Source organism: Rhizobium bangladeshense (assembly GCF_017357245.1).
GTDB lineage: Bacteria > Pseudomonadota > Alphaproteobacteria > Rhizobiales > Rhizobiaceae > Rhizobium > Rhizobium bangladeshense.
Genome location: NZ_CP071613.1, coordinates 142,965 through 169,458 on the forward strand (window position 1 = coordinate 142,965; position 26,494 = coordinate 169,458).

Annotated in this window: 19 protein-coding genes and 2 pseudogenes; 6 read left to right on the top strand and 15 right to left on the bottom strand. The window is 62.0% G+C overall.

From position 1 onward, the window contains the following. Positions 1-69 precede the first annotated feature (69 nt). From J2J98_RS21620 to J2J98_RS21640, 5 genes are all read right to left on the bottom strand, one after another. A complete protein-coding gene (locus J2J98_RS21620; protein WP_207603423.1) occupies positions 70-2,616 on the bottom strand; it encodes a trypsin-like serine protease in 2,547 nt (848 codons plus the stop codon). Next, positions 2,613-4,229: a caspase family protein gene (locus J2J98_RS21625; protein WP_207603424.1), complete on the bottom strand. Its 1,617-nt coding sequence runs from the start codon at positions 4,227-4,229 to the stop codon at positions 2,613-2,615. The genes J2J98_RS21620 and J2J98_RS21625 overlap by 4 nt, the downstream gene beginning before the upstream one ends. Positions 4,230-4,249: 20 nt before the next feature. Beyond that, positions 4,250-6,199 carry a DUF4384 domain-containing protein gene (locus J2J98_RS21630; protein WP_207603425.1) on the bottom strand — a complete coding sequence of 650 codons (1,950 nt, stop codon included), beginning with the start codon at positions 6,197-6,199 and terminating at the stop codon, positions 4,250-4,252. 209 nt (positions 6,200-6,408) lie between these two features. Then, complete coding sequence (locus J2J98_RS21635) at positions 6,409-6,786, bottom strand: hypothetical protein (RefSeq protein WP_064708328.1); 378 nt, start codon at positions 6,784-6,786, stop codon at positions 6,409-6,411. Between the two features lie 126 nt (positions 6,787-6,912). After that, a complete protein-coding gene (locus tag J2J98_RS21640) occupies positions 6,913-7,503 on the bottom strand; it encodes a hypothetical protein (protein ID WP_064708329.1) in 591 nt (196 codons plus the stop codon). Between the two features lie 149 nt (positions 7,504-7,652). Here J2J98_RS21640 and J2J98_RS21645 point away from each other — a divergent pair, with 149 nt between their 5' ends. Further along, a complete protein-coding gene (locus J2J98_RS21645; RefSeq protein ID WP_138394700.1) occupies positions 7,653-9,257 on the top strand; it encodes a hypothetical protein in 1,605 nt (534 codons plus the stop codon). Between the two features lie 89 nt (positions 9,258-9,346). On the opposite strand, the gene J2J98_RS21650 is transcribed toward J2J98_RS21645, so the two are convergent. The 3 genes from J2J98_RS21650 to J2J98_RS21660 all read right to left on the bottom strand — a co-directional run bounded on the left by J2J98_RS21650 (position 9,347) and on the right by J2J98_RS21660 (position 13,566). Beyond that, positions 9,347-9,985, bottom strand: a complete 639-nt coding sequence (locus J2J98_RS21650) for a tail fiber domain-containing protein (protein WP_138394699.1) — start codon at positions 9,983-9,985, stop codon at positions 9,347-9,349. A gap of 21 nt (positions 9,986-10,006) precedes the next feature. Beyond that, a complete protein-coding gene (locus tag J2J98_RS21655) occupies positions 10,007-12,595 on the bottom strand; it encodes a caspase family protein (protein ID WP_207603426.1) in 2,589 nt (862 codons plus the stop codon). Positions 12,596-12,891: 296 nt separating this feature from the next. Beyond that, positions 12,892-13,566 (bottom strand): GntR family transcriptional regulator, encoded by a 675-nt coding sequence (locus J2J98_RS21660; RefSeq protein WP_064708562.1) that lies wholly within the window; start codon positions 13,564-13,566, stop codon positions 12,892-12,894. Between the two features lie 116 nt (positions 13,567-13,682). Between J2J98_RS21660 and J2J98_RS21665 the strand changes: the two are divergent. The 5 genes and pseudogenes from J2J98_RS21665 (at position 13,683) to J2J98_RS21685 (ending at position 19,268) form a co-directional block, all read left to right on the top strand. Then, positions 13,683-14,736, top strand: a pseudogene (locus J2J98_RS21665) (4-hydroxythreonine-4-phosphate dehydrogenase PdxA). Positions 14,737-14,788: 52 nt separating this feature from the next. Next, positions 14,789-15,771, top strand: a pseudogene (locus J2J98_RS21670) (Bug family tripartite tricarboxylate transporter substrate binding protein). A gap of 24 nt (positions 15,772-15,795) precedes the next feature. Further along, positions 15,796-16,296 (top strand): tripartite tricarboxylate transporter TctB family protein, encoded by a 501-nt coding sequence (locus J2J98_RS21675; protein ID WP_138394696.1) that lies wholly within the window; start codon positions 15,796-15,798, stop codon positions 16,294-16,296. Between the two features lie 52 nt (positions 16,297-16,348). Further along, positions 16,349-17,875 carry a tripartite tricarboxylate transporter permease gene (locus J2J98_RS21680; protein ID WP_207603427.1) on the top strand — a complete coding sequence of 509 codons (1,527 nt, stop codon included), beginning with the start codon at positions 16,349-16,351 and terminating at the stop codon, positions 17,873-17,875. Positions 17,876-17,888: 13 nt separating this feature from the next. Beyond that, positions 17,889-19,268, top strand: coding sequence for a flagellar biosynthesis protein FlgA (locus J2J98_RS21685; RefSeq protein WP_207603428.1), 1,380 nt, complete (start codon positions 17,889-17,891; stop codon positions 19,266-19,268). A gap of 138 nt (positions 19,269-19,406) precedes the next feature. Here the strand turns inward: J2J98_RS21685 and J2J98_RS21690 are convergent, their stop codons facing one another. The 7 genes from J2J98_RS21690 to J2J98_RS21720 all read right to left on the bottom strand — a co-directional run bounded on the left by J2J98_RS21690 (position 19,407) and on the right by J2J98_RS21720 (position 26,431). Then, entirely contained in the window at positions 19,407-20,390 is a 984-nt protein-coding gene (locus tag J2J98_RS21690) for a sugar kinase (protein WP_207603429.1), read from the bottom strand. Between the two features lie 18 nt (positions 20,391-20,408). Beyond that, positions 20,409-21,224, bottom strand: coding sequence for a carbohydrate ABC transporter permease (locus tag J2J98_RS21695; RefSeq protein ID WP_064708339.1), 816 nt, complete (start codon positions 21,222-21,224; stop codon positions 20,409-20,411). After that, the gene (locus J2J98_RS21700; protein ID WP_138394691.1) at positions 21,224-22,162 is read right to left on the bottom strand and encodes a carbohydrate ABC transporter permease; all 939 of its coding nucleotides are present in this window, start codon (positions 22,160-22,162) and stop codon (positions 21,224-21,226) included. The genes J2J98_RS21695 and J2J98_RS21700 overlap by 1 nt, the downstream gene beginning before the upstream one ends. Continuing rightward, positions 22,162-23,490, bottom strand: a complete 1,329-nt coding sequence (locus J2J98_RS21705; RefSeq protein WP_207603430.1) for an ABC transporter substrate-binding protein — start codon at positions 23,488-23,490, stop codon at positions 22,162-22,164. Before J2J98_RS21705 ends, J2J98_RS21700 begins: the two co-directional genes overlap by 1 nt. A 54-nt stretch (positions 23,491-23,544) precedes the next feature. Further along, positions 23,545-24,222 (bottom strand): GntR family transcriptional regulator, encoded by a 678-nt coding sequence (locus tag J2J98_RS21710; protein WP_171049232.1) that lies wholly within the window; start codon positions 24,220-24,222, stop codon positions 23,545-23,547. Positions 24,223-24,229: 7 nt separating this feature from the next. Continuing rightward, a complete protein-coding gene (locus tag J2J98_RS21715; protein ID WP_207603431.1) occupies positions 24,230-25,114 on the bottom strand; it encodes a dihydrodipicolinate synthase family protein in 885 nt (294 codons plus the stop codon). Positions 25,115-25,462: 348 nt separating this feature from the next. Continuing rightward, complete coding sequence (locus J2J98_RS21720) at positions 25,463-26,431, bottom strand: LysR family transcriptional regulator (protein WP_207603432.1); 969 nt, start codon at positions 26,429-26,431, stop codon at positions 25,463-25,465. Positions 26,432-26,494: the final 63 nt, after the last annotated feature.

Genomic DNA, 26,494 nt, shown 5'->3' on the forward strand with positions numbered 1-26,494 from the left:
CACTCGAAAAAGAGCGGAATTGCTCCAGGTCCGCCAGCAGAATGGATTTCGACATCATTCGCTCCTCTTTCAGCGGATGCGATAGAATTTGGAATCGAAAGACCATTTGCCCTGGACACCATTCTCGTCTTCACCGACGATCCTAAGGCTTCGGGCGAGGTCGTAGACATAGTTGAAGGCGGCACGCTGGCCGACGAGCGGTGTCGGCACATCCGGCAGGTCGAGCACTTCGATCGGCTTGTCACTGAGGATGGCGACGACCATGCCGACGCCGGCGGGCCCCTCCACCTGATATTCGAAGCCGATATAGGGATTGCGGGCATCGGGCACGACCACCGGCCTTGCCGGATCGAGCCGGTTGTCGCCGCCCTTGGCCGTTGGCTTCAGACCCATCGAGCGCTTGTTCGGATAGAGCTGCGTCAGCTTGCCCGAAGCGTCGATATCGACAAGGATCAGGTAGCCGGGCTTTCTGGTGGAGACACGCATCGCCACCTTGTCGCCGATGCTGACCGAGGTGCCGGGCAGCACGTCGACGGCGACGCCCGCCTCATTGTCGGTCTTCAAAGTATTTTCAACGGCGGCGACCGGCGTCTTTGCCTCCTCGCCGGTAACGACGTCGCGGCCGAGCGCATCCGGCAATCCGTAGAATTGCGGCACCGGGGTGAAGCGGCATTCTTCCGAATGCGCCCGGCAATATTCGTCCGATTTGCGTCTGACATAATCGAGCAGGGCGGCATTGCTGACATTCGGCTTGTCGGAAGCACGCGCTACCCCTTCCTGCACGCCCTCGATGAAGCGGCGGGTGAAGACGCCGAGCGGCGGCCTGGCCTCCGTATCGACCAGCGCCCACTGCCCCGAATTCACCGCCGACCAGACCATTGCCGTTTCGCCGCCGAAGGAGAATTTCGCTTCCTTGCCGGAACGGTTCGGCGGCTGCAGCGATGCGAGGGCGGGGCCTAGGCAGCGCACCCTGCCACCGGCGGGCGCAGCGACGGCGCTGCGGCTGCCGGGACCGACATGGCAGGCATCGATCAGCAGCGTGACGCGGCGGTCCTTAAGGCTATTCAGCCGGGCGGCGATTTCGGTTTCGCGGATCTGGTTGGTGACAGTCACCTTGCCGCCATCGCGGATGAGCTTCGCATCGGCGGCAACAAGCGTCGGGCTCGTTGTCGCTTCGGCGCCCATTTCTTCCGAACCCTGGCCGCTGAAATACAGGAAGACGCGGCTGCCGGCCTGCGACTGGCGGACAAGCCAGTCGTCGATTTCGGCAAGAATCGCCTCGCGGGTGGCCTTGCGGTTGGTGAGCGTATGGATGTGTTCGGGACGGTAGGAGAGCGTCTTGACGAGGAAGAGCTGCATCGCCTTCACGTCGTCGGCGGACCCCGTCAGCTTCGCCTCGCGCATTTCATAATCGTCGATGCCGATCAGAAGGGCGCGGTCGCCGGGTGAACGTACTACAGTGGGCAGCTCGGCGGCCGGCGCCTGAACCTCCGGCTGATTGCCCTCGGGCGAACCGGCGTCCGGCGTCTCCGTCGTTTCCCCAGGCACCTCAGTGCTGCCGGGAGGTGTGGTGATCGCAAGGTTCGCCTCCAGCTGCTCAGCCGGGATCTCTTTGTGTTTCGTCCCGACCGGCGTTCCGCCGGCAGCAGGACGGCGCTTGGTGCCGACCGCCGCCACCCGGTCGTCGGCGGCGGCACCTGACGGATCGGACGCATTCGGCACGTCGCCGTCCGTCTTTGCGGCGATCCAGTCGCGGAAGGTGGCGACGCGGGTGTAGACGCCGTAATGTTCCGCCTCGGCGCAACCGGCGCCCCAGCTGACGATGCCGATCTGGATCCAGCGCTTGTCGGGACGCCGGGCGACCAGCGGACCGCCGCTGTCACCCTGGCAGGCATCCTTGCCGCCCTCGGCATAGCCGGCGCAGACATTGCGCTCGTCGATCGGATTCATGCGCATCGAGCTTTCGCGATAGGCGGCGCGGCAATCCTCGCGTGAGACGAGCGGCAGCTCGACCTCCTGCAATTCGGTCGGCAGGTATTTGTCATCCCAGCCGTGATCAGACTTGGTGTAACCCCAGCCGGTAACGATGGCCGTGCCGCCCGCGGCTTCGACGCCCTCGTCCGAGGTGGAGGCGAGGATTGCCGGCCTGGAGACCGCGGCTTCGGCAAGCTTGATGAGAGCGATATCGTTGGCGAAGACCTTGCGGTCGAAATCCTCATGAATGATTACGTCTTCGACTGACAGCCCCGGCTTATCAGGCCCGTCGACCGAGATCACCTTGTCGATCTTCGACTTTCCCTCGACGATCAGGAGATCGCGGGCGAAGAGATCCTGCTTGCCGGAACGGCCGCTGGTGACGCAATGGGCGGCCGTCAGAATCCAGCGCGGCGAGATCAGCGATCCGCCGCAATGGCCGCCGAAGCGGCCGCGCTGTTCGGGATCGGGCGCCAGGATCTTCACCTGCCAGGGCCAATCGCCTTTTTTCGCAGCCTGGCCGCCGATCACGCGCCCGCCATCCTCGCCGGCAAAATCGGTGTCCTGCTGCGCAAGAACCGGCGAGGCCAGAAGCAGAAGGAGGGCCGCGACGTTGAGGATCCTGCTGATCGAGGTGCTCATAGCTTGGCTCCGGCGGAGGTATAGAGGACCGTAAATCCAACGCGCGCGCCCGCGGGAAGGACGTCACCAAGACGTCGCGCGATGTTGCCGGCGGTGCGGCGCCTGTCATTCTGCTTCAGGAATTCAACCAGGGCCGGCATCGGCCTGTCCGAAGTGACGGCGACGAGCAGGTCCGTGCCGAAAGGGGCGACGACGGAAAGATCGAGATCGAAGCTCGCGGACATCTCGGCATCGACTTCCCTTTCGCCGGGATAGAGGAACTGCACGGTTCCATCGCCGGTGACATCGAAGAGCACGAGCTTGCGTCCGCCCAGATCCGAAACGGTGACGCCGACGCGCTCGCCCTCGCGGTGGACGGTGTCGGAAGGGGTCACCCGCACGGTCTGCGGATTAGTCTCCGACAGCCGCTTCAGCGTGTCCAGCGCGGCCATGCGGTCGACAATGAAAGGGATATCGCCGGCGCCGACTTCCGAGGCGACGACATCGCCGCCGGCGATCGCCTCTCGCTTTTCCGGATCGAAGACGAGCTCGGCACGGGTTTCGTCCGTCAGCTTGAAGGGTATGACCGCGGGGTCGATATCCTGCAGCACCGGCTCGGAACCGAGGGCGGCGACAGCAATCGGGGCTGGCTCGGGCGGCGGTGGCGGAACATTCGATTTCTCCGCTTCCGCAGCGCCCGCCCTGTCATAGGCATAGACGACCGCGCGATCGAGATCGGACCCCGGTGGGCTTTGGGTGAAGATGTTCTGCCGCTGGTCGGTGAACTGATAGACCGACTGGCGCACATATTCGAACAGCTCGCGGCGGTTGACGACGCCATCGCCGTTGCGGTCGGCGGCCCCTTCGAAGGCGCGCGCCGTGGCATAGCTCAGCGCCCCGCGCTTCTGGGCGACGCCTGGAATCATGATCTCCGGCGATTTGGTGTTCTCATCGACGGCGGCCAGAAATGTCAGCCGCTTATAATCGAAGCCGGTGGAGAGCGCATCCGCCGCCGTCGAAATCGGCGCAAGGTCATCCTCCTCGATCGTATAGGAGGGCGCCTGGCGCCAGGTGATCTTGGCGCCGCGCGGATCGACATCGCGCGTCATACCGCCGGCATGGCAGGTATCGGCAATGAAGAGGACCTCGGCGCCTTTTTCCTCCAGCCTGTGGATCAGAACCTTGAATTCGTCGCCGAAGATGCGCTCGCGCGATCCCGGCAGCCGGGTATCGAAGCCGGCCAGGACATAGACCTCGTCGCGGCCGCTCGGTTTGGAACCTTTGACGCGCTCGGGCTCGCTCGATCCGTGGCCGGCAATACTGAGCACGACGAGATCGCCCTGCCCTGCCCTTTGCGTGACCGCGCCGATCGCATCGAAGATGCCCTGGCGGTCAGCCGCGCCGTTCTTCAGAAGCGTTATGTCCTCGACTCCGACCGAGCGCAGAGAAAGGGAAAGATCCTCGGCATCGGCGACGGCGCCGTGCAGCGGCGGGACATTGCGATAGAGGTCGATGCCGATCAGAACAGCTCTCACCGTGCCGCGCTCGGGAGCTTCGATCGTCCGGGCAAGACCATCCGTGCCCGCCATTGTGAGAAGGACGAGTGCGGTGGCCATGGAAAGGAATCTGGACATGGCCGGTTCCCCTCGCCCCTCTATTCGCGGCGCCACTCGACGCGGCGATTGAGCGCGTCGATATCGTCTTCGGTGAGGTTGGCCGTGGCGGTGACATCCACAGGTTCGGAGGAGCCGCGGCCTTCCGCGTCGATCTCCGCGTCGATGCCGTTGTTCTTCAGGAAATCGGCGACGGCCTTGGCGCGCCGCTCGGAAAGCTTCTGATTATAGTCGTCGCCGCCTTTCCGATCGGTATGGCCGATCAGGATGATGCGGCCGGGCTTCTGCTCCTTCAGCGCTTCCAGCAATTCCTGGGCGGCCTCGGTGCCGATCGAAGTGAAGCTCGATTTGTCGAAATCGAAGGTGATCGGCACCGGGATCGAGACGGGCACGATGCCGCGCACATTTTCCGAATAGATGCCGCCGAGCACGCCGCTGCGGTGATCCTTCTCCACCGGCACGAAGCTGCCTTGCGGATTGTCGCTGGTGGGGTTGGCGGCAAGGATGCGGGCCTGGGCCGCGCGCTGGATGAGATCGGAGATCGTATCGGCCGGCGGCGCCTTCGGCGTGCGGGTCTCGTTCTTGATGATTTCGATCGCCTGCTGGTAATCGGCGGCGGCATCGGCAAAGCGGCGGGCGGAGAAATAGATCTCGCCGAGTGTCGCGGAGGCCTGCCAGAGCACCTGCGGACTGTCGGCGGCGACGAGCAGCGGCTCGTACTCGGCGACCGGCTTGTCAGCCGCCATCATCTCCTGGGCGGCGGCGAGCCTGAGGGCTGCGACGCGGCGCTGGGCGTTGATCTGGAACTGGCCACATTCGGCGCTGACGGCGATCGCATCGGCTTGTGTGGCGGCAGCCGTGATGTCCTTGCCGGCCACCGCCGCGTTCAGCTTGTCGAGCAGGGCGTTGCAGGCCGGCGTATCGGCATTGGCCACCTCGATCTCTTCGCCGACCTGGCCAGGTTCGGCCGAACGGCCGAAGTTCAGCGGCGGCATCTTGATGCTGAAACCGCCGGGAAGCTTGAATTGCGGCATCTTGACCTGCGGCATCGGCAGTTTCGGCATCTTGGTCTGAGAGGACTGGGCCGGCTGCTTATACGGCGTCGGCTGATTATATTGACTCGGCCGGGTGGACGCGGTGGTGTCGGCTGGGCCAATCAGCTCCAGTTCATCGGCGGCAAGCTCTTGGCCGGGCGCCAGATTGGTGACGATCTTGTATTTCTTCGGTGGCTGCTTCGCGGCCTGTTCGGCCTGTTTCGGCGCCGGCTTTTTCGGCTTTTCGATCACCGGTTCCGGCTTCTTGGCGACATCCGGTTTGACGACGGGCTTCGGCTTCGGGGCGGCCTGCGGTTTCGGCGGTGCAACGGGCGGCTTTGCAGCCTGTTCGACCGGTGCGGGTTTTGCGGCGGCGACTGGCGGAACGGCGGAGGGCGGCAGGGCCGCCATGCTGTCGACCGTCGTCAGCGTCAGCGTCTTGCTGCTGATCTTGGTGCCGAGGCTGCGGGCTTCCTCAAGGCTGCGGGAAACGGCCTCCATGCCGCCGTCGATCGAGCGGAACATGCCGCTGCCGCTGCCGCCGAGATCGGCGAAGATGGTGAGCGGCTTGGAGGAATAGAAGACCTTGATCTGCTCCTGCCCGACCGGGCCCGAAACCTGCAGCCTGGCGCCGCTTGCGGGATCCGGCACCTGCACGCGCTTGCCGGCGGCAACGAGGGCATCGGTCTGGTATTTGTTGGGAAAGAGCTTGGTGACGGAGCCGTTCGGAGAGACGTTCAGCACCGTGACGTAAGCGTTCTCGCTCGACTGGATGAAGAGGCCGACGACTTCGCCGATGGCGTATTTCGGCTCGGCGCGATCGAAGGTAATGCTCACAGGCCCGCTCTGTGCCGGCGCTTCCGTCAGCGTGCGTTCGTTCTGAGCCCCGACCTCGAGGATCGGCGAAAAAAGCGAAAGACATGTGGCTGCGGCTAGGATGGCTTTGCGGCTGAGCATCGGAACCTCCCCCTTCGAACAATCTCACACTGTGCTGAAGATGAGAATAGCACTGACCGGTGAAATTGGGATGGCTTCGCCTGTCTTGCTTGAGGGAGGGTTACAAATTATTTGGAAGCTGAAAGCTTCTGCGAAGGCAAAGATGCGAGCAAGACTCACGCGGCAGTATCCGTCGTCGGTTTATAGTCCGCTTCGACTAGAGGAATGCTCTAATTCTTCGGCTTCTGGCCGGCGGATTTCAAAATCGAGATCAGGTCGCTCATTCCCTCCGGCGAGGAATTGTAGAGCCAGAGAATATCCGGATTGTCTGATGTGAATTCCTTGCCGGAGCCCGAGCCGATGTCGCGGCCGGGCGAGGTTGTCTGCGGCAGCTTGCCTTGGCCGGGCGTCAGCCCCTCGGCGCGCTCATGTTCGGCGATGATCGCAACGGCAGCGGCAAAGGCCTTTTCGTCATGCCGACGAAGTGCGGCAAGGGTGGGGTTTCGCGCGGCCAGCGCATCCTCAACCGGCCCGGCATGCCCTAGCCCGGGCATCTCAAGCGCCAGCAGCAGGCCGATCGACAAGGTCAGGAGCCGGGATTTCATCATCGTCGTCACATCCGTCCGAGGGGGCGCCATCGCGCGACAAATGCGAGAATAGGGAGAGGTCGGATAGAAGGCAACGGCGTCCGGCGCCAATCGATTGGGAGGGTTGAAATCGGCTGGAGAGAGATGTCAGAGTATCTTCAGCTGCTGCAGGCCGAGGCGGAGATTGCGCAGCATTTCGCCGAAAATTTCTTCGATCCTGCCGGTCGACCAGACTACCATGGTGCCGTAGGGCGAGCGCTTGCGCTGCATGAAGCCGGCCGTCTCGAAATCGATCAGCGTCTTGCGGCAGGTCTCGCTCGACATGACCGCGACCAGGAAGCGGGCAAGATTGGACTGGTCGATCGCCCCTGCCTTCTCAGCCCAGTTCTGGATCAGCCGCGGCTTGGTATCGGCGGTGAACATCGACGCCAGCGCCCGTTCCTGCGAAAGCCCGAGGCGCTGCAGCTTGGCCGGGTCGCGGGTGAGCGAAACGACGTAATCATTGTGCAGATCAGCGAAGCGTTCGATATCCTCGGCGGTATTGATGCCGAAGACTTTCATCGAATACAGAAACTCTGCCATCAGATAGGTCGGCTCGGAGCGCAGCTGCGCCAGATGTTTTTCATCCTTGCTGGCCGAGGCGGCGCAGACACGATCGGAGAAACCGATCCTTGCCGCGCGCACCTGCTCCAGCAGGCTGACGTCGAGCGCCAGTTCGTCACCGTTCCAGTCCAGCATCAGCTTCCCCGCCCAGTAAAACTTCGAGAGGATGAACTTGTACTATCGCGGTCGCCGATCTCCAAATCGTTTGGAAGGCGACACCTTGCTGACGAGCCCCTTCTACCCTAACATTTTAAGGACTTGACGGTCTTTTGGGGGTCGAGGCAATGCGTAGTCTTCAGTCGCATATTCTGGTGGCGGCGGCGATTGCGTTCGCCTGGCCGGTCCTCGCCAAAGACACGACGATCATTGAGCTGCCGAGCGGCGACGGCGCTCGGTCGGTCGGCATCATTTCCGCCAATGAGGAGGTCGAAGCATCGGGACCGGCGGCGATCACCGTCGGCGACGACGGCACTATCTACATCCTCGATCAGAATAATGGCCGCGTGCTCGCCGTTGACGGCGAACGCTCCCAGGCCCAACCCGAGGTCCTGCCGCTGCCGGAAAATGCGGCGCCTGAGGATCTCGCCGTCGTCCACAACGAGCTCTACCTCTGGTCGGACGGGGTCGTGCCGCTCGAGCGCTCCACCGGCGCCGACGGGCGGTCACAGACATTGCGCGCGGTCGACGGCGGTGAAGCCGACGATTATACCCGCTCGGTCTTCGCCTCCATGGGGTCGGTTCCGCCGGGACCGCTGAACAGCATCATCGACGAGATCGGCCGCAGCACCAGCCGGCCGAAAACCCGCCCGCCGGTCATTCAATATGTCCCGAGCCGCGGGCTCGGCGATATCGTTGCGCAAGTCTCGGCGGCGGACGAGAAGGCGGAAATCCTGCTGCGGCGGGCGAGCTCGGAGGAGAATTTCCTCTCTCTCCAACTTCCCTCGGAAGGGCGGATCGGCACCGTGGAACTTCTCGACATCGACACGACGGGCAGGCCCTTCGCGCTGGTCGAACTCGTGCCTGCCGACCGGCCGGAACGGACGGGCATGCTGGTGGTGCGCTTTACGCCGAACGGCGTGATGGAACGGGTCTTCGATCTGCCGATCGAGGGCGACACGGTATTCGCGCGGCGCTTCGTGGCGATCGGCCCGCGCGGCGATGTGCTTTTCCTCCGCTCTCGGGAAAGCCGGGCGCAGGTGCTGAAACTCGACGGGCGCGAGCCGGGCCGCAAGCTCGCCGTCGCTCGGCCGCCAAAAGCAGCGATTGCGCCCAAACCCGGAAAGACGCCGAAGGTGGCAATCCTGCCGAAATCGCGGGGTGACGTCATCGAACGGGCAATCGGCTTCGAGACGCTGAACTGGCTGGTCACGCCGGCAGCCTATGGCGGGGAGCCCGGGCCGGGTTGCGCCAACATGAACCGACTGCGCAGGCCGATCTACCTGATCGGCAAACGCGGTCAGACCGTGAAGGGCGTGCCCTATTGCTGGGGCTGCAAGACGCCGCTCGAGGATTTCGCCAATGGGGTCATGAACGGCCGGACGGCCGGCAACGTCTGCACCAAGAGCGCGCCGCAATCCAATATTCTCGGCGTCGACTGCTCGGGTTTCGTCAGCGATGCCTGGGGTCTGAAGATGCATGTGTCGACACGCGCGATCCCGAGCATCACCAAGCGGCTTGCCGACCCCTGGTCGCTGCAGCCGGGCGACGCGCTGAACCGGCCCGGCTCGCACGTCATGCTGTTCATGCGCTTCACCGACGACCGGAAAGTGGAGGTGATGGAGGCATCGCCGAACGCCTGCAAGGGCCGCGTCTGCCGCAATACCTATTCGCTCGGCAGCCTGCTGCTGCGCGGCTACCAGCCGGTGCGCTTCAAGGGGCTGGATGGCTAAGGCTGGGCGGATGGATTCAGGGAGCCGAAAGGCGCAACAAGCCTGGCACCCGGCACAGGGCATTCCGATCACATTGTCGACCGAACATTTTACAAGGCAAGATCCGGAAGTCTGATCAAAGGCTGCGTCTTTGCGGCGTCGGCCGAAAGCGCGCCGACTGCAGCGGCTACTCCCGGTGAAACAAGCGAAAGCTCATCCGGGATCGATATCATTTTGATATCGAGCTGGTCGTAGTCGACGGTGTAATATCCGGTTGCACCTCGAGACACGACGTCCGGCCTGATCAGCAAAAGATCCTGCGCCATCGTGCCGACAAGGAGCGGTCCGCCCCAGATGTAGCGGAATGCATAGATCGGGATGCCGGCAGGAGATGTGCCGAGGCGACGAATATCCGTCTTCAGCCGGCGGTCTGAGTCCCACCCGGTACCGCCGCCGCCAGGATCGCTGCCGCCGGAGTCGCTGCCCCCGGAGTCATTGCCGCCGCCCATCCCGGAAGAGCTGTCCGAACCGGAACCCCTTTCCGAACGAGCAAAAGCCGGTTCCCGGTCATCACTCGTGGCGACGGCCCTTTTGACGGTTGGCGCCTTTTTGCGTGCCGGCTGCGCCGGCTCTTGAGTGGCGAAGAGCGTCTTGCCTCCCGGGTCAAAGATGCAGCCTTGCAACATGACGCCGGAGCCTGCGATGAAGGTCGAGCAGAGGAGTACACGGATGAAGACTTTGCTGGTCATGTCAGGCCCCCGGGTCACCGTTTAAAAAAGATCATATCGCGGATTTCGCTTTGCCCAGGTCGCTTTCGCAAGAAGCGTCAGCCTCTCGTTGATTGACTTCGTCTTCGGCAGAGCCTTCAGTTCCTGAGGAGTCAATTCCGCCGAAAACGCCTCTGCAGCCTTCTTTTTGGCGGAGTCAGCCAAGGATGCGAGCTCCTTGTCGGACTGCTTTTTAGGATCGCCGGTGCCGGGCCTGTTGAGCGCGCTTGCAAGAGCGAAATAGCGAGCGGCGGTCACAAGGCTTTCCGCATCCGAACCGTCAGCCTTGGCCATCTTGGCCCGCTCGAACGCGCTCCAATAATCGCCGCGCTCCGCGCCCATTTCCAGCCATGAAACGGCTGCAGCCTCGTCCTTAGGCACCCCTAAGCCGTCTCTATACATGAGGCCGATGTTCCGCGGGGCATAAGGCTGGCCGCCGTCCGCTGCCTTTTTGAAAAGCTCCAGCGCCTTCTCCAGGTTCTGCGGCACGCCTTTGCCTGCGCGATAAATCATCCCGAGGCTGTTCATCGAATATATGTCGTCTCTCTTGAGACCCGACTCGTAAAAGCGAATGCCGCGTTCCATGTCGGATGGGACGTTGACGCCGTTCGAGAAAATGTAGCCGAGTTCGTTCATGGCGTAAGTGTGGCCGAGGTCGGCTGCCTGGAGCATAAGCTTCAGGCCTTCCTCGGTGTCGGCTTTCACACCGCGGCCATAATAGAGGCTTTTGCCATAGGCATAGAGCGCGTAGGGATCCCCCTTCTTCGCGCCGATGGCGGCTATCTCGCTTGATTTGCCGGGATTTGCCGGCACAGACGCTCCGACGAGATAGAGCGAGGCGAGTTCGGAAATCGCCCTGACATGCCCGGCATCCATCGCCTTCTTGATCGTCGCAAAAGCCGCCTTCGTCTCGCGGTTGGCAAGCTGTGCGCGGCCGAGCTGATAGACGAAGCGGGCGACCTCGGGATAGGTCTTCATTGCCTCGCTGCACGCAGGCAGCGCGATGGCGGGATCGATTTCGTTCGGCAGCTTGCCCGCGGTCACTCCCTGCAGGTCGAGGGGGGCGGCGGCTGCGGTATCACAGTCATCAAGCGTCGGTTTGAAGGTAACGGTGGCAGGCGGCAAATCGTCGTTGGCGGCTTGCAGTGTCAGCGCGAAAGGCTGGTTTTCAGTGCCGATCTGCGGCTCGAAGGAAAGTGCCGCAATATCCTTTGCTTCAAGCACGTGGCCGGGCCCGATCACCCGGTCTCCGGCACGCAGCGTGCCCTTGTCGGGCAGGGCAGCGACCTTGAAGGTCATTTCCGCAGCCGATGCGGGTACTTCAGGCAGGCCGGCTTCGACGGGACCGACGCCGATCGTTGTCTCGACGTCACGCGGCAGCGCTTTCAGATAGGCGCCGGCATCGGCAAGCCGCGCCTGCTTTTCCTGTTCGAGCTGGGCGAGCTTGGCGCCGGCATCCGCCGAGACAGTGATGGCGACTACGCCTTGCGTCGCCTGGCCATAGGGATCGCTGACGGTATAGCCGATCAGGCCTACGGTCCCGGCGGCAACGCCGGTCGAGTCGTAAGAGAGCGCGGTCAGCGCCGCGGCAGGCATCTTGGCGCCCTGCTCCACCGGCTTGCCTTCGAAGCTCAGTCGGCCTGTCTGCGGAAGCTGGTTCAGGGTCACCAGCAGCGCCGAGCCGGTTTCGTCATGCGGCGGCGCGATCGGCAGCTTGGTCGCGGCCACACCCTCCGGCACGCTCACCTGCTGCATCGGCTCGACGCTCGGCGGCGGCGGCGCCGGAATGAAATAGAAGCTGTCCATCAGCGAGGAGTTTTCCCACGGCACCTGCTTGCCCTTGGTCATGGCGATGACGTCGCGACGCACATCGGTCAGCACCTGGCGGATTTCTTTGTTGGGCTCGCTGGCGCGCTTGATGAAGGATTCGGAATAGGGGCTCAGCGCCCCCTCGCCATCGAGCGCCACCTGGCCGGGTTCCGTGGAAAAGGCGATCAGGCTGCCGAGGTCGCTGTCGATGCGGGCAAGACCTCGCGTGGCGCCGACCGGTTCCAACTTTTGCGCCATCCAGAATTTCTGCGCATTGAATGGATTGTTGCGGCAGGCATCGAGGAAGATCAGCTGCACGCGCGAATTCTGCTTGAGGTGGTTGAGGATGAGGTCGAGCGGCATGGTCTGCGTCTCGACGTCATAGGGAGTCTCCAGCGTGGCATCGACCGGCACGATGAAATTCTGTCCGCCGACCTGGATGCCGTGGCCGGAATAATAAATGAGACCGGCCTCCGCATTATTGGCCGAGCGGAGGAAGCTGCGCACCGTGTCCTCAAGCCCGATCCGGTCCACATTGATGCCGATCGTGATGTCGAAACCTGCCTTGCGCAGCGTGTTAGCGACTTCCTGGACATCGTTTGCAGGATTAGGCAATGAGGGCAGCGTCTTATAAACGGAATTTCCGACGATCAATGCAACCCGCCGGCCATCCTGTTCATCGGGTGCCGCGGCAGCGGGTCGTCCAAGCCCGAGAAAGACCAATGCTGTCAGGAAGATCAGCAGTATAGCCGCAAGGCTGTTCTTTCCGTGAAACTCGGGCATAGCTCCACCGCAGATAATACTGGTTGGATGATTTATTGACCGGCAAAATAAAAATATTCCCGCCACTGTAAAAAAGCAAGTTTGTTAGCTTTCAAAGCAATTGGAGGGCTCCCAAGAAATGATCGCTATGGGTGATTTAGTAGTACATCTCCCGCGCCTGAACGCTCCGATGCTCTTCGTGTGAATGCAGGATATTCCTCTGTCCGCGGCGAGATCGCCGGCGTGTCGCTCCTGCATTGGGAAATCATTGGTCCGATAAGGATCCGGCGCGAGGTAGCGGGGCCAGCCTTTTCGGCTCAGACCGCATCCCGCACCCGTAGCCAGGCATTATGCAAGTGCTTGCCGATGATCTCGACGAGCCTTTCTACGTCGCGCTTTTCCAGTGCTGCGACGATGTCCTCGTGCTCGGCCATGGCCGCGGCCCACCGCTCCGGCCCCTCGTGGCCGATGAAGCGGATGCGTTTCAGCCGCGCCTGCAGAGTGGCATGGAAAGCCGAGAGGTGGGGATTATCGGCAAGCGCCACAAGCGAGCTATGTATCTGCTGATTGAGCTTATAGTATTCCATCCTCTCACCGGCTTCGTAATGTGCCCTCATCCGGTCATGAAGCTCGCGCACACGCCTGATATCCTCGTCGCTTGCCACCTCGCAGGCGAGACGCGCAGCCAGTTCCTCCATCGACCTGATCAGCACCAGCATGTCGTGCACATCCTTGCGGGTGAACTGCCGGACCACCGCACCACGACCCGGAGCGAGTTCCACCAGCCCTTCGCTGGCCAGCGATTTTAGTGCTTCGCGCAAAGGCGTGCGTGACACGCCCAGCGATTCGCCGAGCGGGATTTCGTAAAGGCGCTCCCCCGGCTGCAATTCTCCCTCGATGATCATGTCGCGCAGCCGGCTGACGATCTCCTGATGGAGCGACTGCCGTTCGATAATACCGCGTCCTGCTGCTCTTTCGGCCGTGCCGTCCAAGGTGTGATCCTCAATCCAGTGTTGCTTCGTCCAAATCACCTTATGCCATCAGAAGGGGTCTTCACAATGTACGAATAATTATGTATACAGAATACAGAATGCGATATGGAATGTGCATGGAGGCAGGCATAGTGGACGCACTGAACATTGAAGCTCGGGCTGCTGGGCGTCCGACATTGGCATTGGCGATGGGCGACCCGGCGGGAATCAGCCCCGAGTTGACGGCCCGCCTGCTGGCGCTTCCTGAGCTGCGCGATGTCTGCCGCTTCATCGCGATCGGCGACGAGCGCGTGCTGAGAAGGGCGCCGACATCGCCGGTGTCGCTCTCGATCTCCAGCTCGCATGCCGTCACGACATCCCCGACCTGCCGGCAAGCGGCCATGTCTTCGTCGACCTTGGGCATCTCGACCCAGCAGACGTAACCGTCTCCGAGGCCACGCTTATCGGCGGTCAATTCGCGGTCGAAAACTTCCGTTTCGCCCTGCAACTTGCCCATCAAGGCCGCTGCGACGGAGTCTGCTTCACGCCCTTCAACAAGAAGGCGATGCGTTACGCCTATCCGGGATACGATGACGAGATCCGCTTCGTTTCGGATGTCCTCAGCTATCCCGGCAAGATGCGGGAGTTCAACGTGCTGGAGCGCATCTGGAACGCCCGCGTTACCTCACATATCCCGCTTTCTGCGGTGGCGTCTCATCTCTCCCAGGAGGCTATCCTGGCCGAATTGAAGCTGACAGGGGAATGCCTGCGGCAGGCCGGCTTCGATCGGCCCCGGATCGCGGTCGCCGGTCTCAATCCGCATGCTGGTGACGGTGGCAGCTTCGGCATGGAGGAATCGAGATCATCGAGCCGGCGGTGAAGGCCGCCCAGGCGCTCGGTATGGATGTAGACGGTCCCTTCCCGGCAGATACCGTCTTCTTGCGCGGTCTTAAGGAAGGCTTTCACGCGGTCCTCACCATGTATCACGACCAGGGCCAGATCGCGATGAAGATGATGGGCTTTGACAAGGGCGTCACCATGATCGGTGGACTGCCGTTCCCACTCTGCACCCCCGCGCATGGAACCGCTTATGACATCGCGGGTCGCGGCATCGCCGATGTCGGTGCCTCTCGCGAGGCAGTGTTTCTGGCCGCAAGAATGGCTGAGCGGAGACGAGCGCCCGCTGAATAGACGCGATTTCGCAGGCGCTGGAGGGCGCCGACATTACAAGGGAGGAACTGACATGCTGAAATATTTCTCTGCGATGACGCTGGCGGTCGCGGTTGCCACACCGGCACTGGCTTTTGAGCCGAAGAGGCCCGTGGAGTTCGTGGTTACCTCCGGTCCCGGTGGCGGGACGGATACGTTTGCCCGCACGGTTCAGTCTATCATCACGAAGCATGAGCTGATCGACACCTCGATTGTCGTGACCAACAAGGGCGGCGGCAGCGGCGCAGAAGGCTTCGTCTACGCTGCTGGTCATAAGGCGACCCCTACAAGCTGACCTTCGGCACCATCAACGAATATCTGCTGCCGAGTGTGGCAGCCGTTCCCTACAAGCCGGAGGACCTCACTCCGATTGCCGCCATGGCGCTCGACGAGTTCCTGATTTGGGTCAACGGCAAGTCCGAAATCGCCGACGCAGCAAGTTTCGTCGAGGCCGCGAAGGCGAAGCCGGGCTCCATCCAGTTCGGCGGCAGCCAGTCGAAAGACACCGATCAGATCCTGGTCTCCTCGCTTGCCGAAGCAGTTGGCGCGGAGTTCCGCTACATCCCGTTCAAGAGTGGTGGCGAGGCCACGACGCAGCTTGCCGGGGGCCACATCGACGCCAACGTCAACAATCCGAACGAGAATCGTGGACAGTGGCAGGCCGGCATGGTCAAGCCGCTCTGCGTTTTCCGACCGGATCGCTTTCCGCAAAGTGATGCCGTCCATGACGGCAAGGGCTGGCACGACATTCCGACATGCAAGGAAGCCGGCATTCCATTGGAAAACTACCGCATGCCGCGCACCGTCTGGCTGCCGGCCGGCGTCGAGGAAGATGTGGTCGCCTTCTACCGCGATGTTTTGAAAAAGGTCAGCGAGACACCCGAATGGCAGGAATATCTCACCAAGACCTCGCTCACCGGGCAATTCATGGTCGGCGAAGAATTTCAAGGCTACATCGAAAAAGATAGGGCGAGCGTTTCCCAGGTGCTCAAGCGCGAAGGGTGGCTCATCAAGTAACCTACCCAGTTCGAGGAGCTTGCCATGACTGACGACAGCAAAAGGCATCTCAGCCGCCGGACAATGGAGATCGCCACCGCGATCGCCACCGCGGCGGCGGGCGGTGCGGTCTGTTACGGCGCCGCCGAGATCGGCACAGGCTGGACCGAAACCGGTCCGGCACCCGGCTATTTCCCCTTCTATATCGGGCTGCTCATTATCCTGGGCAGCCTGGCTAACCTGGCTCGCGCTATCGTCAGCCGAAACTGGCGCGAAGACGTCTTTCTCGACGTCGAACGCGCAAGGCCGGTTCTCGCCTTCGCCCTGCCCCTCGTCGGCTTCGTCATCGCAGCCCTCTTGCTGGGCCTTTATGTGGCAACGCTGCTGTACGTCTCGGGCGTCATGATCTGGCAGGGGCGATATCGCTGGTGGGCGGCTGTTCTCGGCGGCGCGGCGGTTGCTGCCGCCTTTTATCTGGTCTTCGAAATCGCCTTTCAAGTGCCGTTGCTGAAGGGACCGGTCGAAGGTTGGCTCGGCATCTACTGAGCGGGCTGGCCGCTCACGTGCGGCTCGCCACTATCGTTTGGGAGGAAGTTTCATGGAGAATTTCGGCCATCTGCTCGACGGATTCGCCACGGTCATCAGCGGCCATCATTTCATCATCATGATGGTTGGCGTAATGCTCGGCATCCTCGTTGGCGTCCTGCCCGGCCTCGGAGCTCCCAACGGTGTTTCGCTCCTCCTGCCGCTTACCTTCACCATGGACCCGGTTTCTGCCATCGTTCTCCTTTCCTGCATGTATTGGGGGGCGCTTTTCGGCGGCTCGACAACATCGATCCTGTTTAACATTCCAGGCGAACCCTCCTCGGTCGCCACCACCTTCGACGGCTACCCGATGGCCCGCAGCGGCCAGGCCACGCGCGCACTCACCCTGGCCTTCGTATCCGCCGGCATCGGCGCTATCGCGGGCGTGATTATGATCACCCTACTGTCGGGCTGGGTCGCGCGTTTCGCGCTGCAATTCTCGTCACCGGAATTCTTCGCCGTTTATTTCCTCGCCTTCGCCAGTTTCATCGGCATGGGTGCCAATGCACCAGCCAAGACGCTCGTATCCATAATGCTCGGCTTTGCGCTTGCAACCGTCGGTATGGACACGATTTCCGGCGGGCTGCGCCTTTCCTTCGGCGTCCCCGATCTCATCAAGGGCGTGTCCTTTCTGGTGGCAGTAATGGGCCTGTTCGGCATCGGCGAACTCCTCCTCACCACCGAAGAGGGACTCCGCTTCCAAGGCATAAAGGCCCATATCCGCCCTCTCGACGTGTTGCGCACGGTGGCTGAAATTCCCCGGCACGCGGTGGCGATCGGGAGGTCCATCCTGATCGGAATCTGGATGGGGATCACGCCGGCCGGCCCGACTGCAGCATCCTTCATGGCTTATGGCATGACGCGGCGCTTCGTCCGCAATCCCGAGACGCTCGGCAAGGGTGATCCTCGCGGCATCGTCAGTCCCGAAGCTGCCGATCATTCGGCCGGCACCTCGGCTCTGCTTCCGATGCTGGCGCTCGGCGTACCCGGCTCGGCTACCGCGGCAGTGATGATGGGCGGGCTGATGATCTGGGGGCTGACGCCGGGACCGATGCTGTTCATCGACCGACCGGATTTCGTCTGGGGTCTTATCGCCTCAATGTATCTCGGCAATGTCGTTGCCGTCCTGCTCGTACTCAGCACAGTGCCGCTCTATGCCGCCATCCTGCGCGTCCCCTTCGCGATAATCGGTCCCATCATCGTCGCCGTCATCTTCTCCGGCGCCTATCAAATCGCCAATTCCGCCTTCGACATGTGGCTCGTGCTGATCTTCGGCGTCGCAGGCTACGTGTTCAAGAAGCTCGATTATCCGATTGCGCCGCTGGTGCTTGCGATGGTCCTCGGCGACAAGGCCGAGGATGCCTTCCGCCAATCGATGCTGATGTCCGACGGCTCCCTCTCGATCTTCTGGTCCAATCCCCTCGTCTTCAGCATCATGGGCCTCGGCATCCTGATGCTCGCATGGCCTCTGATCGGCAAAGCCATGGGCCTGCGCAACCTGATCCGCCGCGGTCGCGAAAACACTTCCAACGCAAGCTGAAAACGAGCTCTTCATGTATCGCCACACCCTCTATCCCGCCGAAGGCAAAGTGTCCGTCTGCCTGGTCGGCACCGGCGCCTTCGGACGCAGTCTGCTCGCGCACCGTGTTCCCCGCCTGGATATCCGGATCGCGGTCGATATCAACGCAAGCCAGGCCGCGGCCGCCCTTATCGCGGCAGGCATTCCGGAGCACAATATTGCGGTGTGCGAGAACGCCGAAACAGCTGAGCGGGCTTTTGCCGCCGCTCAGATCATCGCGGCAGGCGATCTCGCCCATGTCATCGATCGGCCCTTCGATCTTCTGGTGGAGGCGACCGGCAATCCGGAGGCAGGCGCTCGCCACGCCGATATGGCAGTGGCAAACGGCCGCGATGTCGTATTGGTCAGCAAGGAGGTCGACAGCGTGGTTGGCCCCGGCCTCGCGCACCGTGCTGCGGCCCAGGGCTTGGTTGTAACCCCGGTTGACGGCGACCAGCCGAGCCTGCTTATCGATCTGGTGACCTGGGCCGAATTGCTCGGTTTCGAAATCATTGCGGCCGGCAAGGCAAGTGAATACGATTTCGTCTTCGATCCTGCCTCCGAAACTCTGACGAGCAATGGCGAAACCATTTCGGTTTCTGGGTTTTCGGATCTGCTGGATCTCGGCCAGTCGGACGTTGACGCCTTGATCAACGCCCGTGCCGAGGCAGCCGTGCGGCTGCCGCAAAGGGCGGTTCCCGATCTTTGCGAGATGGGCGTGGTCAGCCATTCCATCGACCTCGTGCCCGACCGGCCGGATTTCCATTGCCCGATCGCCCGGATCGTCGAGGTGCCGACAATCTTCTCCAGGCGCCATGAGGGCGGCGTTCTTGCCGGAGATCGTCGGCTCGAGGTTTTTCATTGCCTGCGCTTGGCCGGAGAAGTGAGTTTCGCCGGCGGTATCTTCATCGTGGTGCGCTGCCGCGACGCCGATAGCTGGGACATGCTGGCCCAGAAGGGCCATATTCTGAGCCGCGACCGGAAGACGGCCATGATCTATCTTCCACGCCATCTTCTGGGTCTCGAGGCGGCGACCAGTATTCTCGACGCAGGCTTGCTGAAACGCTCGAGCGGCGCACCGGATCCAAAGCCCCGTCTTGACCTGATTGCCATCGCCGAGCAGGACCTTCCCGCTGGGACTCTGCTTTCGGCGACCGGCCACCATCATGCAATTCAGCATGTCGGATCAGCACTTGTCCCGGCGGCGCCGCTTGCAAACGACGGGCCTGCGCCCTATTACATCGCCGCCAATCGCAGGCTGGTCAGACCAGTGCACCATGGCGAACCCGTCCGGATCGGCGACCTCGAACTCGATCCGAGCTCGCATCTTCTAAGGTTGCGCAGCCAGCAGGATGCAATCTTTTTTGGCGGATAAAGGCCGACGGAGGAGCTAGGCGCATATTGGTCCTGCTTCAGCCTCCCAGTTTTCGAAGTGCTGGCGGCGTCGCGGCGCGCTTCCGCTCGTCTCCGGTTTCCCAGAGCAATCGTTCGGACCGGACTGCCGTTCTCGATTTCACTTGTCTGCCGGGACGGCGCCAATGTTCCAATCTCGCAGAGCATCGCAAACCTGGGCTCTGGTGGGTGCGCCGATGCGTCCGCCGAACACCTGGCATTTGAGAGCCGCCGCCATTGATGACAATCGCATCGTCTCTTCGATCGGCATGCCTTCCGCGATCGCCAGCGCGAAAGCGCCGTGGAAGATGTCGCCTGCCGCAAGCGTATCGACTGCTCTCACGTTCGGAGCAGCAAGGTGACGGATCTCGCCGCTCGGGTCGTCGAACCATAGGGAGCCGTTTTCGCCAGCCGTAACGCTGATGAAGGCATGTCCGAATTTCCGCTTCAGCAGGCCGACGGTCTCGACGAGATCCGCCGTCCCGGCGAGCCGCTCGGCCGCAGGCTGTGAAAAAACGATGTGGCTGGCCGCCGGCGCCAGCATCTCGATGACGCCCTCGCCCGCAACGTCGCCATCGAGTATGGCCGGTTTGCCAGCCTTGCCAGCTGCAACCAACGCCCCCAGCGCAAGCCTCGGCCATCGGACATCGGCAAGCACAGCATCGAAAGCAGAAATCTGCCGCTCGGTGACCGGCCTGACCGTATGGTGGAGCTGCTCGTCGTAGAAGGGCACGATCAGACGCTCGCCTTCATCATCGATGAGGATCGTCGAGACGGCGGAGCGGGCGCCCTGCACAACCGTCATGCCGCTCGTGTCGATGCCGCTATCGCCGAGATCGGAAATAATGCGCTTGCCCGTGACATCGTCGCCAACCGCGCCCCAGAGACTGGCGCGGCCGCCGAGCCGGGCGACGGCGAACGCTGCGCTCGACGCCATGCCTTCGGCGACCTGCAGCATTTCGTAGGGCAGGATTTTGCCCTGACCGGTCGGCAAAGAACGCACGCGGAACAGTGTATCCAGCACCGCCGCGCCGATGCAGAGCACGCGGCGTGGCGGATCGGGTGCCGGCTCAGGAGTAGGCGCGAAGGCGGAAGAAGCCGTCAAGATTTCTGTCTCACTTGCTTACTTGACGGCCCCCGCCGTCAGGCCGGCCACGATCTGCCTCTGCGCAAACACGGTCAAGATCAACACCGGCAAGGTGACGATCAATGCGGCTGCTGCGAGCGGACCCCAGCTGACCTGCTCGAAGGAGAGCATATTGTAGACGGCGACGGGAAGCGTGCGGGTCTCGCGGCTGGCGAGCACGATGCCGAAGACGAAGTTGTTCCAGGAAAAGATCACCGACAAGATGAAGGCGACGACGATTCCGGGCCTTGCGATCGGCAGGGCGACCAGACGGAAGACCTGCCAGGGCGTGGCGCCGTCGATGCTTGCAGCCTCTTCCAGCTCCATCGGCGTCGTCTCGAAATAGCCGATCATGATCCACACGACGATCGGCACGGTGACAACGAGATGGATGATGATCTGCGGCATCAGCGTGCCGAGCAGGTTCAGCCATTGGAACAGCAGGAACAGCGGAATGAGGAACGACAGGCCCGGCGTCATGCGCGCGATCATGATGACCATCGCCGATTTTTCCGCCTTCAATCGCGCAATGCCATAACCCGCCGGCACGCCGATCAAGAGCGCCAGGAGCGTGGCCGATCCGGTCACCAGCAGTGAATTCCAGAGGTAGAGGAAGAAGTTGTTCTCCTCGAAGACCTTCAGATAGTTCGTCCAGGCGAAACGCTCCGGGATGAAGATCGGCGGATAGGCGCCGTTGTCGATCTCATATTTCAGCGACAGCGAGATCATCCAGAGGAAGAACAGGACCACCGGCGAGATCATCACCAGTGCGACGAACAGCAGTCCGATGCGGTCGAGCGTCTTGCGCTTCATCAGCGTGCCTCCCCGTCGGACCAGTTCACGCGCTGCCGGATCATCATAAGGACGAAGGAGAGCAGGACGATGAGGATGAAAAAGACGACTGCCATGGCCGAGCCATAGCCGATGTCGTAATAGGCAAAGGCGGTGTTGTAGAGATAGATGTTGATAGTTTCCGAAGCCGTGCCGGGGCCGCCCTGGGTCATGGCATAGATGATGTCGAAGCTCTTCACAGCATCGATGCTGCGGATGATCACCGCGATCATCAGGAACGGCGCGATCATCGGCAGCGTCAGATAGCGGAATTTCTGCCAGACATTGGCGCCGTCGATCTCGGCACTCTCATACGGTTCTCGGGGAACCGCCGCCAGGCCGCCGAGCACGATCAGCATGACAAGCGGCGTCCACTGCCAGCTTTCGACCAGAACCAGCGAGGGGATGACGCTGCGCTGGTTGTAGATCCACTCCTGTGGCCCGATGCCGACGAAGGAGAGGAGATAATTGAGCACGCCTAGCTGAGGATGGTACATCATCGTCCAGACGAGCGCGATGGCGACGGGGGTCGCCATCATCGGCATCACGAATATGCCTCGAATGAGACCGCGCAGCGGAAATCGGGCATCGAAGATCAGTGCGGCGAGTGTCCCCAGAAAAAGGGGAACCACCACGGAGAGCGTCGTATAGAGCACCGTGTGCCACAGAGACTCCCAAAAGCGCATGTCGACGGCGAGTCTGATATAATTGTCGAGCCCCGCGAAGACCTGCGACTGGCCGAGCGTCCAGCTGTTGACGCTCATCCACACGGTGAACACCCATGGAAAGACGATAACGGCTGAGATGACGATGAGCGCCGGGATGACGAAGGGCCAGTAGTTGGGAGCAAACCGATCCGGTTTGCTCCTTCCTTTCGACGTCTTGGCCATAGCGGCCGTTTCGATGCCTGCGGCGGCCATTATCCCTCGCTTTTCGCCAGGACGGGTTCGAACTGTGCAGTTGCCGTCTTCAGTTCGGTTTCAGGATCGGCGCCGCCGATCATGTTGGTGAGACCGACGCCATAGATGTCGCGGAACTCGGTGACCGGAATGATGACCGGCAGCGCGAGCTGCGAGATCTTGCCGGAGCCGGCAACTGCATCCAGCCATTCACCCGGCATCTTCACGCCTTCGCGGACCTTCGCATCCGCAAGGACGGACTGGCGGAATGGAACGCCGGCGCCGGCCTGCAGCAGGCGCGCGCCCATTTCATGCGAAATCGCCCACTGGCAGAACAGGTAAGCGGCTTCCTTCTTCTGGCTCGCCGCGACGACGCCGAGCCCGTCGCCGAAGGTGCCTGCGGCCTGTGCCTTCGGACCCTTCGGCATAACGCCGTAACCGACCTTGCCGACGACGCGCGACTTTTCCGGATTCTCGATCGGCGGCGCAAAACCGACGCCATCCAGCCACATGCCGATCTTGCCCTGCAGGAAGGCCGACTGCGCCTCGGCCCAGTTGAAGCCGGAGACGCCGGGAGGGGCGGTCTTGGTCATCAGTCTCTGATAAAGCTTGGCCGCATCGATCGCTTCCTGCGACGTCGTGCGCAGCTTGCCGTCAGGGCCGAGCGGGCTCGAGCCATAGCCGAGCAGCAACGTCGTCCAGACCGGCGTGTTGGCGTTCTTCAGACCGCGGGCGACGAAGCCGTAGGTGTTGGTCGAGGGATCTGTCAGCGCCTCCGCCGCAGTTGCCAGTTCTTCGAAGCTCGTAGGGTAAGCAAGCCCTTTGTTCTCGAACAGCGCCTTGTTCCAATAGATGATCCAGTAGTCGACCGAGAAAGGCAGTGAACGCAGAACGCCGTCGGAATCCTTGGCGAAGGCCAGGCCGGCTTCGGCGAAATCGCTTTCCACCAGAGACGGGTCCGTCAGAGAGGCGTCCTTGAGGAAGCCGCCGATATCGGCAAGCCAGCCGCCCTTTTCGAACTGCCGTTTCTGGACGTGGTAACTCATGTGCACGACGTCGAAGCTCGGTTTCCCCGAGCTCAGCTCGATCGTCGTCTTCTGGCGCTGCTGTTGTTCGGGCGTTGCTTCGGCATTGACCTTGATGCCGGTGAGCTCCTCGAATTCAGACAGGTACTTGGTCAGGATTTCGCTGCGCGGGCTCTTGACCAGATTTACCTCAAGCGTGGTGCCGGCAAAGCGTTTCCAGTCGACCGCGGCGGCTGCCGGCCGCATGCCGAGCATGCTGCTGGCCCCAAGAGCGGCTGTGCCGGCCAGAAAGCCGCGCCTGGTCGGGTTGAAGAATGATGGCATGTCGTCCTCCTCCTTATGCCGGCGATCTCCTCATCCCCGGCTGTTCATTCTCGATTATATCCCGAGCGCACGATCCCTTGCATGATTGATGTGTGCGACAAGGCTGTTGACGGCGTCCTCCGCCGAGCGTCGTTCGATCGCCTCGAGCACCTTCAGGTGCTCGCCCATGACGGGCCCTACGTGACCGTCGATGCGGAAGCGGTCCTGGCTGATCAGGCGCATCTTGATCGAGTTCACGCGATAGGCGTTCGAGATGATGGTATTTCCAAGCGCATCGATAAAGGCGTCATGCATGCCCCAGTCGACGGCCTGCGCCCGCAGCTCCAGCTCATGAGATCCGTCGCCGCTGCGAATGGCGTCGGCGATATCCCGATGCTGCTTCAGGAGCTTTGCGATCGTCTCGTCCGACGCGGACCGGGTGAAGAGCGCGACGGCTTCCTTTTCCAGGAATACGCGCAGCTGGAAGGCTTCGCGAATGAGGTTGAGATCAATGTGAGCGATCTGCAAACCGCGCTGCGGCACGGTCTTGATCAGCCCTTCGGCTTCGAGCCGGGGGATGAGCTCGCGGATGGCACCGAGCGGCAGCCCCGTCAGTTCCACGAGGCGGCGTTGCGAAACGAACTGGCCGGGACGCACGTCACGTGCAAGGAGATGGCGCGTGAAGCTCGCATAGGCCTTTTCCCGCAGTGTCGGCTGCTCCTCCGTTCCGTCCATCGCCTCCTCCACAAACATGCCCGACCTATGCGGCTTTCGAGCGGAAAAGTCTGTCGAAGGCCAGAGCGAGCTGCCCCTGCGCTTCGCCTGAGATCGGAATGAGCGGCGGACGAACCGCGATCCAAGTCTCCTCCGACGTCGTGCGCGCGACCATCGCCTTCACGGCCGAAATGACGGGATGTTTCAGCAATTCGACCACGAAATCCTCGACGCGGGCGTCGTCCCTGCCCTCCTCGGCCATGGGCTTGAGTTCGCGTGGCACAAAATTCGCCATGCCCGATATAGCACCCCGGCCGCCGAGCCGCACGGCCTTTGCAAGGTGCCGCTCGTCGCCGACCAGAATGATGAGATCGCTATGCGCTTTCAGGAGCGCTTCGGTGTAAGGCCAGTCCCCGGAGGAATCCTTCACGCCCATGACGATTTGAGGAAAGGCGGTCCGCAGCCGGCCGATCAGCGACACGCTCAGCGGCACCATGGTCACCGAAGGAAGATTGTAGACGATGATATCGCGCGCCTTGTCGCCCAGCAGGGCGAATACGGCGGTAAACCACTGGAAGACGCCGTCGTCGCTGACGTTTTTAAAGTAGGACGGCGGGGCAAGAAGGATATTGCGGGCGCCTAGCGAAAGAGCCTGACTGGCCTGCATCGCCGCATCCTCGGCGGCATCAACGAGCACGCCGACGATGATGTTGCCAGGCGCAATGCCGGCATCGAGGAAGGCGGCCAAAACACGCTCCCGTTCGCCGTTCCCGATGGAAGGGCCTTCACCCGTCGTCCCGAACAGCGTCACGCTGGAGCATCCGGCAGCAAGGCACCGCCGCGCCTGCGCGATCATCGCCTCGATCGCAATATTTCCATTCTCGCTGAATGGCGTGGCGAGGGCTACGGAAAGCCCGAATTTTGATGTCAACCTCATTCCTCCCAGGTAATTGGTCAGCAGTAGCAGACTGACATGTTAGTTGTAAAGGGAGGACGCGCGGCAGGAGGCCGATGAGAGTCTTCGCAGTGGCGCGCGCTCTCATCGAACGGTCCTCAGCCCCCGCAGGATTGTTATCTTCGGCCAAGGCAGAAACCCGGTAGCCGAGCTTGGTACCGATGCAACTAGTGAACAGGGGTTTGACGTGTTCGGCTCGATTCCGGTGAGGTTCGTCCTCTGTTCGCGCCGCAGCCGAGAAAGGTGTCGCAGGCTTGAGAGTCGATGTCTCAAGCGACACTGGCACCGGTCATTGCAGCATCCATATGGATTGCGATCCCAGTGCTAGCTCAGCTCCACTGACGTAGCGTTACCCATTTCGTTGATCGGAAAATTCAGCGCGGCCACCGCTTGAAGGATCTGGTCTCGCATCCAGCGGTGCGCGAGATCTTCGTCGTAGCGCGAGTGCCAGTAGAGATTGACATCTGGCACCGGCACGTCGATCGGCGGCAAGAAGCAGCGTAGGCGGAGATTTGTCTTAACCGCATCGGCGAATTGGAGCGGAACGGCAGCTATGTGCGCGCTTTGCGCGATCGCCGACGCAACAGCATGGAAATGCGGCAAGGCAAGCGTGACCTGACGCTTCAGGCCATGCGTCGCCAGCGCGTCGTCGACCAAACCCCTGAAAGTGCCGTCTATCGAGCGGATCACATGCGGTAGCGACGAGAAGATTGATAGAGGCATAACCGCTCCTTCCGGAAGGTCTGCGAGTGCAGAATTGTCCGCGGAAGCGATGATGACGAATGGCGAGCGGAACAGCAGTTCCTTCGATATCCACCCCGGCGTGTCCAAAGGCCGTTCAAGCGCCATATCCACAGCGTTATCCTGTAGCAAGCGGGCGACTTCGCCGCGCGCACTATCAAGCAGACGCATCTTCACCGCCGGCGCCTGCATATAGACCTTGTGCGACAGAAAGGGCATGATCAGGGTCGAGAAGAAATCGGCGCCCATCAGCGTGAACGTGCGGTCGAGTTCACCCAATTCCAGCCCGCGCACCGTGCGAACCATGCCTTCGATCTCCGCTAAGGCCAGGCGCGCGCGCTCGCCTAATTCCGATGCCAGCGGCGTCGGCTGCATTTCGCTTCCGTGTCGAACGAACAGGTTGTCATTGAAAACATGCCGCAGGCGGTTGAGCGCCGCGCTTACTGCCGGCTGCGACAGCCCAATCCGATCGCCCGCCCGCGTCACGCTTCGCTCGCGCATCAGCGCGTCGAAGACCCGGATCAGGTTGAGATCGAGAGCGTTGAAATTCATGGCTTGGATTGTCTCCATAAGATCATTCGATTGGATCAATGCCGAGACGGATCGTACGTCCAG